This window comes from Arthrobacter sp. SAFR-044 (assembly GCF_059414985.1).
In genome coordinates this window covers 264,635-279,943 of record NZ_JBPFDN010000003.1, presented here as the reverse complement: position 1 = coordinate 279,943, position 15,309 = coordinate 264,635, and the positions used below count along the sequence as shown (strand labels likewise).

The 15,309-nt window shown below is 65.4% G+C and carries 13 protein-coding genes; 5 read left to right on the top strand and 8 right to left on the bottom strand.

Annotated features, from left to right (window positions below; translation table 11 throughout):
• Positions 1-107 precede the first annotated feature (107 nt).
• The 6 genes from fdhA to ACR65J_RS06325 form a co-directional block, all read right to left on the bottom strand.
• Positions 108-1,322: a formaldehyde dehydrogenase, glutathione-independent gene (gene fdhA / locus ACR65J_RS06350; RefSeq protein WP_440167093.1), complete on the bottom strand. Its 1,215-nt coding sequence runs from the start codon at positions 1,320-1,322 to the stop codon at positions 108-110.
• 134 nt (positions 1,323-1,456) lie between these two features.
• A complete protein-coding gene (locus tag ACR65J_RS06345; RefSeq protein ID WP_440167092.1) occupies positions 1,457-2,857 on the bottom strand; it encodes a ferredoxin reductase in 1,401 nt (466 codons plus the stop codon).
• Positions 2,854-4,158, bottom strand: coding sequence for an aromatic ring-hydroxylating oxygenase subunit alpha (locus ACR65J_RS06340; RefSeq protein ID WP_440167090.1), 1,305 nt, complete (start codon positions 4,156-4,158; stop codon positions 2,854-2,856). The genes ACR65J_RS06345 and ACR65J_RS06340 overlap by 4 nt, the downstream gene beginning before the upstream one ends.
• A 352-nt stretch (positions 4,159-4,510) precedes the next feature.
• On the bottom strand, positions 4,511-6,865 hold the full coding sequence (locus ACR65J_RS06335) for an FdhF/YdeP family oxidoreductase (RefSeq protein WP_440167088.1): 2,355 nt from the start codon (positions 6,863-6,865) through the stop codon (positions 4,511-4,513).
• Between the two features lie 125 nt (positions 6,866-6,990).
• A complete protein-coding gene (locus tag ACR65J_RS06330; RefSeq protein ID WP_440167086.1) occupies positions 6,991-7,611 on the bottom strand; it encodes an MBL fold metallo-hydrolase in 621 nt (206 codons plus the stop codon).
• Positions 7,608-8,714, bottom strand: a complete 1,107-nt coding sequence (locus ACR65J_RS06325; protein ID WP_440167084.1) for an S-(hydroxymethyl)mycothiol dehydrogenase — start codon at positions 8,712-8,714, stop codon at positions 7,608-7,610. Before ACR65J_RS06325 ends, ACR65J_RS06330 begins: the two co-directional genes overlap by 4 nt.
• Before the next feature lie 312 nt (positions 8,715-9,026).
• Here ACR65J_RS06325 and ACR65J_RS06320 point away from each other — a divergent pair, with 312 nt between their 5' ends.
• From ACR65J_RS06320 to purM, 3 genes are read left to right on the top strand one after another with little or no spacing between them, the layout of a single operon-like run.
• A complete protein-coding gene (locus tag ACR65J_RS06320) occupies positions 9,027-9,347 on the top strand; it encodes a hypothetical protein (RefSeq protein ID WP_440167083.1) in 321 nt (106 codons plus the stop codon).
• Between the two features lie 58 nt (positions 9,348-9,405).
• Complete coding sequence (gene purF / locus ACR65J_RS06315; protein ID WP_440167081.1) at positions 9,406-11,076, top strand: amidophosphoribosyltransferase; 1,671 nt, start codon at positions 9,406-9,408, stop codon at positions 11,074-11,076.
• The gene (gene purM / locus ACR65J_RS06310; protein WP_440167080.1) at positions 11,073-12,218 is read left to right on the top strand and encodes a phosphoribosylformylglycinamidine cyclo-ligase; all 1,146 of its coding nucleotides are present in this window, start codon (positions 11,073-11,075) and stop codon (positions 12,216-12,218) included. The genes purF and purM overlap by 4 nt, the downstream gene beginning before the upstream one ends.
• Before the next feature lie 71 nt (positions 12,219-12,289).
• Here purM and ACR65J_RS06305 read toward each other — a convergent pair whose 3' ends face one another.
• Entirely contained in the window at positions 12,290-13,063 is a 774-nt protein-coding gene (locus ACR65J_RS06305) for a VOC family protein (protein WP_440167078.1), read from the bottom strand.
• A gap of 83 nt (positions 13,064-13,146) precedes the next feature.
• On the opposite strand from ACR65J_RS06305, the gene ACR65J_RS06300 reads away from it, so the two are divergent.
• The gene (locus ACR65J_RS06300) at positions 13,147-13,920 is read left to right on the top strand and encodes an alpha/beta fold hydrolase (RefSeq protein WP_440167076.1); all 774 of its coding nucleotides are present in this window, start codon (positions 13,147-13,149) and stop codon (positions 13,918-13,920) included.
• A gap of 169 nt (positions 13,921-14,089) precedes the next feature.
• Here ACR65J_RS06300 and ACR65J_RS06295 read toward each other — a convergent pair whose 3' ends face one another.
• Positions 14,090-14,323 carry a DUF3073 domain-containing protein gene (locus tag ACR65J_RS06295; RefSeq protein ID WP_159635036.1) on the bottom strand — a complete coding sequence of 78 codons (234 nt, stop codon included), beginning with the start codon at positions 14,321-14,323 and terminating at the stop codon, positions 14,090-14,092.
• 271 nt (positions 14,324-14,594) lie between these two features.
• Between ACR65J_RS06295 and ACR65J_RS06290 the strand changes: the two genes are divergently transcribed.
• Complete coding sequence (locus ACR65J_RS06290; protein WP_440167075.1) at positions 14,595-15,275, top strand: septum formation family protein; 681 nt, start codon at positions 14,595-14,597, stop codon at positions 15,273-15,275.
• The last annotated feature ends 34 nt before the right edge of the window (positions 15,276-15,309 follow it).

Sequence of the window (15,309 nt, the reverse complement as noted above, 5' to 3'; positions counted from 1 at the left end):
TTTTGTTGCCCGCGAACAGCGGGCACTGCGGCAACGAAAAAGGAACCAGTCCCAAGGTTGATCCTTGGGACTGGTTCCCATTCTCTTAAGAAACCGGGCTCCGGATATCAGTTGTTGAGGTAGCCGTTCGGGTCCAGGACATACTTCGTGGCAGCCCCGGCGTCGAACTCCGCGTACCCGCGCGGGGCATCGTCGAGCGAAATGGCCGTGGCGTTGACCGCCTTGGCGATCTGGATCCTGTCATGCAAAATCGCCATCATCAGCTGCCGGTTGTACTTCATCACCGGGCACTGGCCCGTGGTGAAGGACAGGGACTTGGCCCACCCGGTGCCCAGGGACAGGGAAAGGCTCCCCTTCCGGGCGGCCTCGTCCGCAGCTCCCGGGTCGCCCGTGACGTAGAGGCCGGGAATGCCCACGGAGCCGCCGGCGGTGGTGAGGTCCATCAGCGAGTTAAGCACCGTGGCCGGTGCTTCCTGGGCGCCGTGGCCGTGTCCGCGGGCCTCGAAACCGACCGCGTCGATGCCGGAGTCGACTTCCCGGACGCCGAGGATCTGCTCGATCTGGTCGGCGGGGTCGCCGTTGGCCACATTGACGGTTTCACAGCCAAAGGACCGGGCCCGTGCCAGGCGGTCCTCGTTCAGGTCGCCCACGATGACCACCGCGGCTCCCAGCAGCTGGGCGCTGGCGGCCGCGGCAAGGCCCACGGGACCGGCTCCGGCAACGTACACGGTGGACCCGACGCCGACGCCTGCCGTAACAGCGCCATGGAAGCCGGTGGGCAGGATGTCGGAGAGCATGGTCAGGTCCATGATCTTCTCCAGTGCCTGGTCCCGGTCGGGGAACCGCAGCAGGTTCCAGTCCGCGTAGGGAACCAGCACGTACTCCGCCTGGCCGCCCACCCAGCCGCCCATATCGACATAGCCGTAGGCTGAGCCGGGACGGTCAGGGTTCACGTTCAGGCAGATCCCCGTCTTGCGCTCTTTGCAGTTCCGGCAACGCCCGCACGAGATGTTAAAGGGGACCGAGACGATGTCCCCGACCTTGATGAACTCGACATCGGGCCCGGTCTCGATGACTTCGCCAGTGATCTCGTGCCCCAGAACCAATCCGGCGGGGGCGGTGGTCCGGCCGCGGACCATGTGCTGGTCGGACCCGCAGATGTTGGTGCTCACGGTGCGCAGGATGACGCCATGGGGAACCTTCCGGCCAATATTGGCGGGATTGACGCCGGGTCCGGCCTTCAGTTCAAATGTGGGATACGGGGTGTCGATGACCTCGACGACTCCGGGCTCTTTGTAGGCAACAGCTTTGTTTCCTGACATGGGCATGGCTCCTATCGTTGGCGTGCGATTGCCACGGAAGGCCTGACGCTAATGCCTCAGGCCTTCCGTGTGGTGTTACTTTTCACTTGCGGTGAATCTTTGGGGGTGCGCTCGGCTCCCGCCGTTCCAGGGGCCTACGCGTCGATCACCATGTCGGTGCGCGCGGTAGAGCAGCAGGGAAGGAACTTGCCCGCATCGATTTCCCGTTTGCGGATTCCGCCCTGGTGGTTCATGTCGATCTCCCCGGACAGCTTGACCACCTTGCAGGAGCCGCACATGCCCTCCTTGCAGTTGGCGCCGATCCGGACACCCGCGCGCTGGGCCACCTCAAGGATGTGCTCCTCGGGGTCGATCCGCACATTGATCCCGGTGCGCATGAAGGACAGGGTGAGGCTGCCGGTTCCCACGGTGTCGAAGCTTGAGGCATCAGGGGTCTGCGCCTCCGGGGCCGCAGCCGGGGTGCCGGCGGCGGCTTCCGGGGTGGCGGCTTCCAGGGCCAGTCCCGTGGCCTGCAGGGTTCCATCCTCGTCGTAGCCGGGCTCGTAGATCCCGAACGCTGCCGGCTGGCCTTCGAAGTAGTCCTCAGCGGACTCCGCGATTTCCTCCGCGATCTCCTCGGCGATGTCCGCCGCCAGGGCGAGCTCGGCCTGATATTCGAGGAGGGTCTGCCGGTCGCCGGAGAAGAACTCCATGTAGATGGACGTGTCGTCGACGCCCACGTTTCTGAGCAGCTCAGTGGCGGTGTTCAGGTACCCCTCCGGTCCGCAGGCGTACACCTGCCGGCCGTTGGCGTCGGGCGCCACCTCATCGATCATGGCCGCCGTCAGCCGTCCGCTGAAGCCTTCCCAGTCCTCGGGCCTGCCGCGGTCACCCAGGGCGTAGAAGACCTTGACCCGCGAGTCCACGGAAGCGATGTAAGCCAGCTCCCGGTGGAAAGCAAAGCCGCCGGCCTCCGCACCGTGGTAAAGCACCACCACGTCGGCGGTTCCCGGCAGGGAGTGGATGGTCCGCAGCATCGACATGATGGGGGTGATGCCGGCGCCGGCGGCCAGGAACAGGTACCGGGCGCGCCGGTCGGCATCAGGCAGGTGGAACGCCCCAACCGGTCCCAGCATGTCCAGGACGGTGCCGGGCCTGACATTCTGGTGTACCCAGGGTGAAACCAGTCCGCCGGCATCGCGCTTGACGGTGACGCTGAAGGTCCACGGTTCCGTGGGTGAACTGGACAGCGAGTAGCTGCGGTCCACCGGTTCCTGGTCCTCGCCGTTCACCGGGAAGGCGATGTTCACGTACTGGCCTGGGCGGAACGCCAGCGGTGCACCGTCGGAGCGGCGGAACACGAAGGTCATCATGCCGCCCGCTTCGGGAACGGTCTCGACGCATTCGGCCATGAACTCCTGCGGATGCCACGGGCCCAGGGCCTTGGCCGCGCTGGCCGGTCCTTCGATGCTGCCCATCACCCGGTTCCACGGCATTTCAAGGCCGCGGATGCGCTGTGGTTCCTGGACGGGCGTCTCGGTGAGGACCTCAATCATGCCAAGTGCTCCTGCACGCGCTGGACGTACCAGTTGATGAAGGCCTCCACCTGGTATTCGCTCTTCATGTACGGGCCGGGTTCGTAGGCGGGGCTGGCAGCGCCCTGCTGGCACAGCTCAACAAATGCCTTGTCCTGGATGTTGGTCTGCTTCCAGGTGTAGGTGAGCTTGTCGAGGTCGTAGTCGACGCCTTCCTCGGCGTCGTCGGCCACCAGCCACGTGGTGCGGACCAGGGACTGGTGCTCGTTGATGGGGAAAACGCCGAACGTGATGACGTGGTCGCCCAGGAAGTGGAACCAGCTGTTGGGCTGCAGGTGCATGGAGCAGCGGCCCAGGCGGAAGTCCCGCAGGTCCCCGAGCAGCTTCTTGGAAAGCCTGCGGCCGTCGGCCGAGAACGATTCGCCTTCTCCGTCAAGGGATTCCCGTGAAATGCGGATACCGGCAATGCGGGTGTCGAGTTCCTCCACCACCTCGTAGGGGAGGCCGTAGCGGCGGCAACGCTCCTCAAGCGAGGACTGGGCTTCCTTGTTGCGGTCCCAGACCTCTTCGAGGTGGGTCGGGATCAGGCCTTCCGTCAGGCCCCAGGTGGGGAAGAGGGAGCAGGCGAGTTCCGGGTGCCCGTCGCAGTGGTAGCACTCACGGTTGTTCTCCATGACGAGCTTCCAGTTGCCCTCTTCGATGATGTTCTGCTGGTAGGCAATCTTCGTCTTGGACAGGTCGTGGGGCGCGAGGTAGGGCTCGAAGATCTTGGCGGTCTCGTCGAAGTCTGCGGGCGGAACGTCTGCGATGCAGACGAAGATGAGCCCGGCAACCTCGCGGCTGTGGGCGCGCTTGAGGGCAAAGCAGTTCTTGTCGAACTTGGCCTCGCCGGGGGCGGAGGCGTGGATCAGGTTGCCCTCGGGTGAGTAGGTCCAGGAGTGGTAGCCGCAGACCAGGTTCCCGGTGGAACCGGCAGCTTCGGTCAGGACACGTGCACCGCGGTGGCGGCAGACGTTGTGCAGGACGTTGACCTCGCCCTCATCGGTGCGCAGCACGATCAGGGAGTAGGGGCCGTAGTCCACCGTGATGTAGTCGCCCGGCTCCGGAAGCTCGGCAACGCTGCCGGCAAAGATCCAGTGCTGGCCGAAGATGGCCTCCATGTCGAGCTTGAAGATTGTCGGGTCGGTGTAGAAGGGGGCGTCGAGGGAGTAGCCGGTGCGCCGCAGGGCGAACAGCTCCGTAATTTCAGCCAGCTGCTCGGCAGGCAGTGTTGAGGCGAGCTTTCCGCGTGCGCTGAGCGGCGCGTTCACTGAGGTAGTCATGTGTTTTCCTCCCGATAGGGCTGGATATTGAGCGAATTGAGGTGATTACGGAGCAGGTGGGGCAACAGGGGGTGTCCAAGACGCTCTGTTCATGAATGTGGGGAGGTCCATCAGCAACAGAAGCGATGACTCCAGTGGAAGACTGGAAGCATTCAACGCAACAGCGATCACCATATGCAACAGTGTGACGCCTGCCACGCCCACTGTCAATCAATTTCGGATGTGACGAAAAAGCGTCGCATCAGCGGCGCCCCACCCCACAACAACCGCCAGCCACCAACATCAGAACGGCGGCACACCGGGCTACCGGTGTGCCGCCGTCGCGGGCTTTGCTATGGATGTAATCGCGCGGCTAAGCCAGCGTCCCTGCCAGCTCCCCTGCAGACGCCTGGGCCGCCGCTGCAGAGCCCTGGTGCGGCTCGAAGCGGACGAACATGGCCTTGAAGCCCGGGGTGTTGGACACGCGGGCCACGTTTTCCTTGTGGACCAGGGCGTTGGCCTCCGGGAAGTACGCCGCGGCGCAACCCTTCGCGGTGGGGTACGCCACCAGGCGGAACTTATCCGCCCTGCGGTCCACGCCCTGGAACGTGCTCACCACGTCCACGAGTTCCCGGTCCTGGAAACCCGATTCAGCGAGGTCCTCGGGGTGGATCAGGATCACGCGGCGGCCATCGGAGATGCCACGGTAGCGGTCGTCCAGGCCGTAGAACGTGGTGTTGTACTGGTCATGGCTGCGGATGGTCTGCAGGACCAGGTGGCCCGGCGGCGGCGTCAGGTATTCCAGCGGGCTGACGGTGAACCGGCCCCGTCCGATGTCGGTGGCAAAGGACCGGGTGTCCCGCGGCGGGTTGGGCAGCACGAACCCGTTCCTGGTCCGGACCCGGGCGTTGAAGTCCTCGAAGCCTGGCAGGACGCGGGCAATGTGGTCGCGGATCACGTCGTAGTCCTCGGCCATGCCGCGCCAGTCCACAGGATGGTCCGGTCCGAAGGTCGCCTCCGCCATCCGCGCCACGATCACGGGCTCGGCGAGCAGGTGCTCGGAGACGGGGGTGAGGCGGCCCTGGGTGGAGTGGACCACGGACATCGAGTCCTCCACGGACAGGAACTGCGCGCCCTTGGGATGCTTGTCGTCCTTGTCCGTTCGGCCCAGCGTGGGCAGGATCAGCGAGGTGCGGCCGTGCACGATGTGCGAGCGGTTGGGCTTGGTGGAGATGTGCACCGTCAGCCCGATCCGCTGCATCCCGGCTTCAAGGGCTTCGGTGTCCGAGCAGGCAAGCGAGAAGTTGCCGCCCATCGAGACGAACACGTCCACCTCGTCGCGTTCGAAGGCCTCCATCGACTCGACGGCATCGTGGCCGTGGTGCCGCGGGGATGAGATGCCGAACTCGGAATCGAGTGCCGTGAGGAGCCATTCCTTCGGCTTTTCCCAGATGCCCATGGTCCGGTCGCCCTGCACGTTGGAATGCCCGCGGACCGGGCAGGCACCGGCACCTGGCTTGCCGAAGTTGCCCTGCAGCAGCAGGACGTTGACCATTTCCTTGATGGTGTCCACCGAGTGCGGTTGCTGCGTCACGCCCAGCGCCCAGCAAAAGATGGAGGCCTTGGACGCCACCAGCACCCCTGCCACCTTCTCGATCTGCGCGCGGGAGAGTCCCGTGGCCTTCTCGGTTTCGTCCCAGTCAAGCTGCGCACGGGCGTCGCGGTAGGCAGCGAACCCGTCGGTCTGCGCGGCGATGAAGGAATGGTCGACGACGGTTCCGGGGTTCTGCTCCTCGGCCTCCAGGAGCAGGTGGCCCAGTGCCTGGAACAGCGCCAGGTCACCGCCCACCTTGATCTGCAGGTATTCGTCGGCGAGCGGGGTACCGCCGCCTACCACGCCCGAGATGGTCTGGGGGTCCTTGAAGTTGAACAGGCCGGCCTCGGGCAGCGGGTTCACGGCCACTACCTTGCCGCCCTTGTCCTTGCATTCCTTCAGCGCCGACAGCATGCGGGGGTGGTTTGTGCCGGGGTTCTGGCCGACGACAAAGATCAGTTCGGCGTCGTGGATGTCATCCAGGGACACGGTGCCCTTGCCGATGCCGATGGTCGGATTCAGGGCCGATCCGGAGGACTCATGGCACATGTTGGAGCAGTCCGGCAGGTTGTTGGTGCCCAGCGACCGGGCGAACAGCTGGTACAGGAACGCGGTCTCGTTCGCGGTGCGGCCGGACGTATAGAAGACGCTGCGGTCCGGGGTCGTCGCCCGGAGGTGCTCACCGATCAGCTCGAACGCGTCATTCCAGGAGATCGGCGAGTAGTGGGTGTCACCCTCCCGGATCACCATCGGTTCGCTGAGCCGGCCCTGGTTCCCCAGCCAATACTCGGTCTTCCCTGAGAGCTCGGCAATGGAGTGCTTCGCCCAGAACTCCGCGCCCACGGTCCGCAGGGTGTTCTCCTCGGCCACGGCCTTGGCACCGTTCTCGCAGAACTCGGCAGCTTTGCGCTTCTTGTCCGATTCCGGCCAGGCGCAGCCCGGGCAATCGAACCCGCCTCGCTGGTTCAGCCGGAGCAGTGACTGTGCCGTGCGGGTGACGCCTGCCTGTGCCACCGCGCGCTCCAGGGCCACCATGACGGCCTTGACCCCGGCGGCCTCAGTCTTGGGCTTATGGACCTCGAGGTTGTCCTCGTTGATGTCCTCGACGGGGGCAGGCTGCTTGCCGAACTTCATTGTTCCAACTTCCTCGCCGGCACCCGGGAACTCCCTTGCCGGCAGCTATTGTTCACTTGCACTGGAGGCGCGCCGGACGTTCCCGGCGCGCCTCCACGGGCACTCTCTGCTGGTTTCCCTGCCGGCTACTGCGGAACCTTGGCCAGCGTTTCCTGCTCGGCGGCGATGGTGGTGTTGTCGCCGTGGCCGGTGCGGATCACGGTGTTGGCCGGCAGCGCCAGCAGCCGCTCGCGGATGGACTTCAGGATGGTGGGGTAGTCGCTGTAGGACCGGCCGGTGGCGCCCGGCCCACCGTTGAACAGCGTGTCCCCGGTGAAGACCGTCCCCTCGCTCTCCAGGTAGAAGCAGGTCGACCCCGGGGAGTGCCCCGGCGTGTGGATGGCCCGCAGGGTTGCCCCGCCCACCTCGAACACGTCCCCGTCGGAGTGGTACCGGTCAGGTTTGACGTCAGGATAGACCTGCTCCCACAGCACCAGGTCCTCCTGGTTCAGCAGGACCGGGGCGCCCAGGGCGTCAGCAACCTCCCGCGCGGCACCGATGTGGTCATTGTGCGCGTGGGTGAGCAGGATGGCCTTGACCTTCCGGCTGCGGACCTGGTTGAGGATCGCGGCGGCGTCATGCGGCGCATCGATGATGATGCATTCCTCGTCGTTGCCCACGATCCAGACGTTGTTGTCCACGTCCCAGGTGCCGCCGTCGAGCGAAAACGTGCCCGAGGTGACCAGGTTCTCGATGGTGACACTCATGCCGACGCCTGAGCGGGCTGGATCTCGACGACCGAGCGCAGGACCTTGCCCTCGTGCATCTTGCCGAAAGCTTCCTCCACCTGGTCGATGCTGATCCGCTCGGACACGAAGGCGTCCAGGTCCAGGTTGCCCCGCTTGTAGTGCGAGACGAGCATGGGGAAGTCACGGGACGGCAGGCAGTCGCCGTACCAGGAGGACTTCAGCGACCCGCCGCGGCCAAAGACATCCAGCAGCGGCAGTTCCAGCGTCATCTCCGGCGTCGGCACGCCCACCAGGACCACCCGGCCGGCGAGATCGCGGGCGTAGAAGGCCTGCCGGTACGTTTCTGGACGGCCGACGGCGTCAATCACCACGTCCGCGCCGTGGCCTCCGGTGAGGGCCCGGATGGCTTCCACCGCGTCCTCCTGCTTGGAATTCACGCCATGGGTGGCACCGAGGGACTTGGCCATCTCAATCTTGTTGTCGTCGATGTCAACGGCGATGATCGTCGTCGCACCGGCCAGCTTCGCCCCGGCGATCGCCGCGATGCCAACACCGCCGCAGCCGATCACTGCCACGGACTCGCCGCGCTTGACCTCGCCGGTGTTGATCGCCGCGCCGATGCCGGCCATGATGCCGCAGCCCAGCAGCCCCACCGCGGCCGCATCAACCTCGGGATCAACCTTGGTGCACTGCCCCGCGGCCACCAGGGTCTTCTCCGCGAAGGCACCGATGCCCAGGGCGGGAGAAAGGACCGTGCCGTCCTCAAGGGTCATCTTCTGCGTGGCATTGTGGGTGTTGAAGCAGTACTGCGGCTGGCCCTTGGCACACGCCCGGCACTCGCCGCAGACCGCACGCCAGTTCAGGATCACCCGGTCCCCCGGCGCCACGGAAGTCACGTCCGGACCAACTGCGGAGACCACGCCGGTGGCCTCATGGCCCAGCAGGTACGGGAAGTCATCGCCGATGCCGCCCTGCTTGTAGTGCAGGTCCGTATGGCACACACCGCAGGTCATGATGTCCACCAACGCCTCGCCCGGGCCCGGATCCGGCACCAGGATCGTCTCGAGCGACACCGGAGCGTTCTTCTCCCGCACAACGACAGCTTGAACTTTATGGGCCATGGTTCTGTGTTCCTTTCCTGGACCCGGCCGGATCCGGTGAGTCGGCACCAAGTGCCAATCTAGCTGACATGCCGCGTTCGGGGACCAGATCGTGCCCTACGATGAAGGCGCGTTGAATTGCCTATTACACAACAGAGCGCGCAGAGTGCTTACTGGAAATATGACAGCGGCCACACTTCATGTCAATAGATATATCAGTTGCAGGGGGCGTGGCTATCACAGGCTGGCCGTACCCTGCCGTCATTTTCCAGGGCCCCGAGGCCCCTGCTTCCCGTCGCGCGCACGACAAGTCCTGGCAGTAGGCTGGATGGCATGGCTTTTGAACAAACCCCTGCCGAGCAGCGCGAAGTGACCGTCCGCCGCGCTCCGAAGTATGTTCCCTTTTTGATTGTGGGGGCACTGGCAGGCATTATTGCCGCCGCAGTGGTGGCTTACGCCCTCCCTGGCGATGCCACGTTCGATCCCGGCGCTGTCTTCGGATTCTTCATGGTGATGTTCGCGGCTGCGGGCGCCCTCCTGGGCGCCCTCCTGGCGCTTGTCCTGGACCGCCGCAGCGTAAGGCGGCAGGAACGGGCAGTCGTGGAGGCCGTCCCGGAATCGGAACCGGATACCGATACCGATCCCCAGCCCTAGCCGGGTCACAAACTGAAGCGGGGGAAAGTCATACCCCATATCGTGCGATAATCGATCAGTGGCACGCGGCGATGGCAAACTTTCCCATGATCTTCTTCCCGGCGAAAAAGGACCCCAGGATGCCTGTGGCGTCTTCGGTGTTTGGGCACCCGGTGAAGAAGTAGCAAAACTTACCTATTACGGGCTGTATGCACTGCAGCACCGCGGTCAGGAGTCGGCTGGCATAGCCACCAGCGACGGCAAGCGGATCAACGTCTACAAGGACATGGGCCTCGTATCCCAGGTCTTCGACGAGACCACGCTGAACACCCTGACCGGGCACCTGGCCGTGGGCCACTGCCGCTACTCCACCACCGGCGCCAGCCACTGGGCCAACGCGCAGCCCACCCTCGGCGCCACCTCCACCGGCACGGTGGCCCTGGCGCACAACGGCAACCTGACCAACACCGCTGAACTCAACGCCATGATCACCGAGCGCAACGGCGGGCAGCTCACCGGCGAAATGAAACAGGGCAACACTTCAGACACGGCCCTGGTCACCGCCCTGCTGGAGGGCGAGCCCGGCAAGAGCCTCGAAGAGACCGCCACCGAACTCCTGCCCAAGATCAAGGGCGGCTTCTGCTTCGTCTTCATGGACGAAGGAACCCTCTACGCAGCCCGCGACACCTTCGGCATCCGCCCGCTGGTCCTGGGCCGGCTGGAGCGCGGCTGGGTTGTTGCCTCCGAACAGTCCGCACTGGCCACCGTCGGTGCCAGCTTCATCCGCGAGATCGAACCGGGCGAGTTCATCGCCATCGACGAGGACGGCGTGCGGTCCAAGAAGTTCGCGGACCCGACGCCGGCAGGTTGCGTTTTCGAGTACGTCTATCTTGCACGCCCGGACGCCGCCATCGCTGGCCGCTCCGTCTACGAGTCCCGCGTGGAGATGGGCCGGCAGTTGGCCCGGGAAAACACGCAGCAGGCGGACATCGTCATCCCCGTCCCTGAATCCGGCACCCCCGCAGCAGTTGGCTATGCAGAGGAATCCGGCATTCCCTTCGCCCATGGCTTCGTCAAGAACTCCTACGTGGGCCGTACCTTCATCCAGCCCTCGCAGACGCTTCGCCAGCTGGGTATCCGGCTCAAGCTCAACGCCTTGGAGTCCGTGATCCGCGGCAAGCGCGTTGTGGTGGTGGATGACTCGATCGTCCGCGGCAACACCCAGCGCGCCATCGTCCGGATGCTCCGCGAAGCCGGTGCCGCGTCCGTTCACGTCAAGATCTCCTCCCCGCCCGTCCAGTGGCCCTGCTTCTACGGCATCGACTTCGCCTCCCGCGCCGAGCTGATCGCCAACGGCGCCACCATTGAGGAGATCTCGCAGGCCATCGGCGCCGACTCGCTGGCCTACATCTCGGAAGACGGCATGATCGAAGCCACCCGGCAGCCGCGCGAACGCCTCTGCACCGCCTGCTTCACGGGCAAATACCCCATCAAGCTGCCCGACGCAGACAAGCTGGGCAAGAACCTGCTGGAGCGTACCGACCTGGGCGGCCTGAAGCCCTCCCCTTCGGCCCTTCCCGGCGAAACGGCCGCCCTGGCAGTCGACGCCACCGAGGACCCGGCGGAGAAGGCCGGTGCCACCGGCTGCGACCCGGGCCCGGACTCCGAATTCGAGAACCTGCTGACCGAAGCCGACCTCGTGCCCGACGTACACGCCGCCACCGGCGCCGACAAGAAGGACTCCGTATGACTTCCGCCAACACCGCCGCAGACAACTCCGGCATCACCTACGCCTCCGCAGGCGTGAACGTTGAAGCCGGGGACCGCGCCGTCGAGCTCATGAAGGATGCCGTCAAGGCAACCCACAACTCGTCGGTGATCGGCGGGGTGGGCGGCTTCGCCGGCCTCTACGACGTCTCCAAACTGCTGACCTATAAGAAGCCGCTGCTCGCCACCTCCACGGACGGTGTCGGCACCAAGGTAGCCATCGCCCAGGCCATGGACATCCACGACACCATCGGGTTCGACCTGGTGGGCATGGTGGTGGACGACATCGTGGTGGTAGGCGCCGAGCCGCTGTACATGACCGACTACATCGCCTGCGGCAAGGTGGTTCCCGAGCGCATCGCCGGGATCGTCCGCGGCATCGCCGCAGCCTGCTCCGTGGCCGGCACTGCCCTGGTGGGTGGCGAGACCGCCGAGCACCCGGGCCTGCTGGGCGAGCACGAATACGACGTGGCCGGCGCAGCCACCGGCGTCGTGGAAGCCGATGCACTGCTGGGCCCGGACCGCGTCCGCGCCGGCGACGTCGTGATCGGCATGGCCTCCTCCGGCCTGCATTCCAACGGCTACTCCCTGGTCCGCCGCGTGATCAACCACGCCGGCTGGGCCCTGGACCGCCAGGTCTCCGAACTCGGCCGCACCCTGGGCGAAGAGCTGCTCGAACCCACGCGCGTCTACGCCGCCGACTGCCTGGACCTGGCCCGCACCTTCCCGGTCAGCGCCGGCGCGGCCGTCCACGGCTTCAGCCACGTCACCGGCGGCGGCCTTGCCGCCAACCTGGCCCGCGTCCTGCCGCAGGGCCTGGTGGCCACAGTCGACCGCGCCACCTGGGAGCTGCCCGCCATCTTCAAGCTGGTGTCCGAGCTCGGCAACGTTCCGCTGGCCGACCTGGAGCGCACCCTGAACCTTGGCGTGGGCATGGTGGCCATCGTGTCCGCCGAAGCCGCGGATGCCGCCGTCGCGCGCCTGAACGAACGCGGTCTGCCGTCCTGGATCATGGGCACGGTCACCGCGGATTCGGACTCCATCCTCAAGTCCGGCCCGGACTACGTCCAGGGCGCCAAGGGCGTGGACGGTGGAGCTGTCCGCCTGGTCAACTCCTACGCCTAAGCCTCCCATCGAGTGCTGGGTACTTGTCGTTTTCACGCCCGGGAACGACAAGTACCCAGCACTCGATGCATTTAATCAACCTGGATGAGGTTGAGGACGCCGCCCTGCGGGTCCTCGATGGTGGCCAGTGAACCATCGCCCGGATGCTCGTCCGGCTCAACGAGGACCCGGCCCCCTGCGGCCTGGGCCTCCGCTGCCGCCACGGCAACATCTGCCACCCCGTAGTAGATCTGCCAGTCCGCTTCGTCGACCTCATCGGCAGGGATGATCCCCGCCACCTCGTTGCCGTCGATGAGCAGCGTACTGTAGCTGCCGCCGTCATCCTGGGGATACTCGGTGACCTCATGCCCGAAAAGCTGCTGGAAGAAGCCGACGGCAGCCTGGGGCTCGGGCGTGAAGAGTTCCGCCCAGGCCAGCGCGCCAGGCTCGTTGAAGAGTTGGCTGCCGTAGTGGCTTCCTGCCTGCCAGATTCCCGTGGTCCCGCCACCGGGAGGAGTCAGGAAGCCCAGCACGCCGGTATCGCCCACCTTCTCCGGCCCGAACTGGGCGGTACCTCCTGCGTGGCCAGCCTCCTCAAGCAGGCGGGCAGCGTCTGCGGCGGCGAAGTAGACGTTCCACTTTGCGGACGTGCCAGCCTGCAGTTGCAAGGGGCTTTGCGGTGCAATGGTGGCCACCAGTTGCCCGCGGACAAAGGCCTGCGCGTAACTGCGGCCGTCCGGGGTGGGAAAGTCCTGGAAGGTCCAGCCGAAGAGCCGCCCGTAGAAGTCCTTGGCTGCCGCAACATCGGGGGTCTGCAGATCCGCCCAGCAGGGCTCGCCCTGACGGTATCCCTCAACTAATGCCATGGAGGCAACGCTACACGGACCCCTTGAGCAGCAAAGGGGCAAGAGGCACAATAACCCCCACACGGTTGAAAACGGGAGAACACATGGCCGGCACCATAGACATTGATGGACACCCGACGTGGGTGGAGGACCGCGGCGGCAGTGGCCCTCCACTGCTCCTGCTGCACGGCGGCCTCAGCAACAGTGATGCCCTTCTTGGCACAATTGGCACCGGACTCGCGGAACACTACCGACTCCTCGCCTTCGACCGCCGCGGCCATGGATACACCGCCGACACTGACGCTGACTTCCATTACGACGATATGGCGCGGGAGACAATCAGCGTCCTTGAGAAGGTGGCCGCCGGCCGCGCCCATCTCGTCGGCTGGAGCGACGGCGGCATCATTGCCCTCCTCGTAGCGCTGGCGAGGCCGGACCTGGTGGCAAAAATGGTGGTCATCGGCACCAACTACCACGTGGACGGCATCCAGCCGGTGGACATGGACCCGGACTCGCCTGTGTTACAGGAGCTTGGCCGGGCCTACGCCGAGCGGTCCCCTGACGGACCCGGGCATTTTGAGGCAGTAGTCCGGAAAGGCATGCAACTGATCAGCACCGAGCCTTCGCTCACTCCCTCCCAGATCTCCCGGATCCAGCAGCCGGTACTGGTGGCGGTAGGGGACGACGACGTTGTGACCCTGGCGCATACCGTCTCCTTGTATGAGGCACTGCCCAATGGGCAGCTGACGGTGATTCCCGGGGCGTCCCATGGCCTGCCGCTGGAGCAACCGGCCACGCTCACCAGCCTTATGCTTCCATTCCTGGCTGCGGACGGCCCACCACGGACCTTCATGCCTGTCAGGCGCCGCACGCGTTAGGCAGGAACCACGAAAAGGCCCGTTGGGGGACATACCCAAAACAGGCGTGTTCCCAACGGACCCCTTGACTGCGGTCAGCACCGTTAGCGCTGCAGAAAAAGCAGCGAGGCGAAGATTATTGAAACTGACGCGCAAACTGCCTAAAGGGGCAGTTTGCTGTCGGCGACAACTAGCCGATGCGACGGTTGTCTACCTCGTCGTCATCGTCATCCAAATCATCCGCGTACTTATCCACATAAGCCGAATAGTCCGGTTCAACCGGCTCATTCGAGTAACGGCTCGTCGAACGACTGCCCGGACCCGTCAGCTCACGCTGAAGTGCCGAGTAGTCAGTGTTCGGGGAGTAGTACTTAATGTCCCGAGCCTGCTTGGTAGCTTTTGCCTTTTGACGGCCGCGCCCCATGGCGTGACCCCCTTTTGTACTTGGACCGGAGGTGGTCACCTTGGCGATCGGTGAGGCCCCGGAATGTTTGGTCAATTTGTCGTACACCTAGATTACATGCTTTCGGCGGGCCCTGCTTGCCGCCTCATGGCCCGGGCGCCCTCGTGGGGTACCATCACGCACCTGCGCCCGCGGGATTCCGGGATTTTTCTTCGGTAGAGTCACTTAAGAACTGCCGATTTTGTATGGCCTTTGGCGAGCCGCGGTACCAAACCCAGGAGGATGCGCACCCGTGAACCACCAGGACATCCCGCCGAAACCAGCCTTGCCGCCGCGGACCGGAAGCCTGCCAATAGTCCAGGGCGGCGACGCCGGTTCAGCACCCGCTCCGGAGTCTGTGACCTGGTCCCAGCCGCGCCAGGATCCCGGGCCCGAAAAGCGGGCCAACAGGAGGCCGGCGTTCTGGAAGGCGTTCCTCATCGTCGTCATCCTCGCCGTGGCCGGCTCACTGGCGTGGCTCGCCGTGTGGCTGAACTCTGCTCCCGGCATCGATACAGCGAAAAGTGCAGCGCCGGGCGTGCTGCAGACCGCCGTCACTCCGCCGGCCACTCCCCAGCCGCTGCCCCGCGACGGGGTCGCGCCGGCAGCCTACGCGGTAGGTGACTGCTTCAAGGACTTCGACCCCCAGGCCCTGGCGTCCACGGTGGTGCCGTGCGACACGGGCCATTCCGCGCAGCTGGTAGCCACCCTCCACTACCCGGACAGCGCCAAGTATCCGGGGGCTGACCCGCTCAAGGCCAAAGCGCTGGAAGTTTGCCAGGCAGCGAAGCTCGGCCCGGCGGCCAAGCAGTTCCAGCTGAACTACCAGCGCAGCTTTCCCAGCAACACCAGCTGGGAGTCCGGGGACCGCAGGGTGGACTGCTACGTCAATGCCGACGGCGGCAACGTGATCAACGCGAGCGTGCTGCCCTGACGGCCAAACCGCCAGGGCAGCAGTCCCCCAGCCC

Coding starts and splice junctions, on each gene's coding strand:
- fdhA (WP_440167093.1), bottom strand. CDS start 1,322: ATGTCAGGAAACAAAGCTGTTGCCTACAAAGAGCCCGGAGTCGTCGAG.
- ACR65J_RS06335 (WP_440167088.1), bottom strand. CDS start 6,865: ATGAAGTTCGGCAAGCAGCCTGCCCCCGTCGAGGACATCAACGAGGAC.
- ACR65J_RS06345 (WP_440167092.1), bottom strand. CDS start 2,857: ATGATTGAGGTCCTCACCGAGACGCCCGTCCAGGAACCACAGCGCATC.
- ACR65J_RS06300 (WP_440167076.1), top strand. CDS start 13,147: ATGGCCGGCACCATAGACATTGATGGACACCCGACGTGGGTGGAGGAC.
- ACR65J_RS06325 (WP_440167084.1), bottom strand. CDS start 8,714: ATGGCCCATAAAGTTCAAGCTGTCGTTGTGCGGGAGAAGAACGCTCCG.
- ACR65J_RS06330 (WP_440167086.1), bottom strand. CDS start 7,611: ATGAGTGTCACCATCGAGAACCTGGTCACCTCGGGCACGTTTTCGCTC.
- ACR65J_RS06320 (WP_440167083.1), top strand. CDS start 9,027: ATGGCTTTTGAACAAACCCCTGCCGAGCAGCGCGAAGTGACCGTCCGC.
- ACR65J_RS06295 (WP_159635036.1), bottom strand. CDS start 14,323: ATGGGGCGCGGCCGTCAAAAGGCAAAAGCTACCAAGCAGGCTCGGGAC.
- purM (WP_440167080.1), top strand. CDS start 11,073: ATGACTTCCGCCAACACCGCCGCAGACAACTCCGGCATCACCTACGCC.
- ACR65J_RS06340 (WP_440167090.1), bottom strand. CDS start 4,158: ATGACTACCTCAGTGAACGCGCCGCTCAGCGCACGCGGAAAGCTCGCC.
- ACR65J_RS06305 (WP_440167078.1), bottom strand. CDS start 13,063: ATGGCATTAGTTGAGGGATACCGTCAGGGCGAGCCCTGCTGGGCGGAT.